Annotated in this window: 1 protein-coding gene and 1 pseudogene; both read right to left on the bottom strand. The window is 77.1% G+C overall.

The window, feature by feature from the left end; translation table 11 throughout:
- Nucleotides 1–22: 22 nt before the first annotated feature.
- Nucleotides 23–166: a hypothetical protein gene (locus ACXAHD_RS32380; RefSeq protein ID WP_475055220.1), complete on the bottom strand. Its 144-nt coding sequence runs from the start codon at nt 164–166 to the stop codon at nt 23–25.
- A gap of 70 nt (nt 167–236) precedes the next feature.
- Nucleotides 237–472, bottom strand: a pseudogene (locus ACXAHD_RS32375) (A/G-specific adenine glycosylase); the annotation flags it as partial.

Raw genomic sequence — 472 nt, 5'->3', positions numbered from 1 at the left:
GAGTAGGACCGGTAGCCGACTGTCAGTGGGGGGGGGGGGGGGGGGAAAGGAGAGGGCCAGAATCCCGCCCCCGCCCCTCCGCCTCCCCCCAAAAACCCCCAAAAGAGCCCACCCCCCCCCCCCCCCCCCCCCCCCCCCCCCCCCCCCCCCCCCCCCCCCCCCCCACTGCGTCTACGGCCTCGGCCGTCAGCCCGGAAGCCCGGAGAGCCGACAGCCCGGCGTCAGCTCGGAGGCCGTCAGCCCTGACCGGCCAGCGTGTACCCGATCGGCGGCGCGCCGTCGTCGGCCACCGGCTCCACCAGGCCGTCCTCGATCAGACTGGCCAGTGCCCGACGGCGCTGCAGATCGTCGCCCCACACCACGTCCAGCCGCTGCTGCGGCACCGGCCCGGTCGCCTCCCGCAGCACCGCCAGCAGCAGGCCACGGACCTGCCGGTCGGTGCCGGCGTACCGCTGCGATCGGCGGCTCGGCC

It is taken from the genome of Micromonospora sp. ABR4_055, from assembly GCF_056160425.1.
This window is presented reverse-complemented; position numbering and strand designations above follow the sequence as displayed.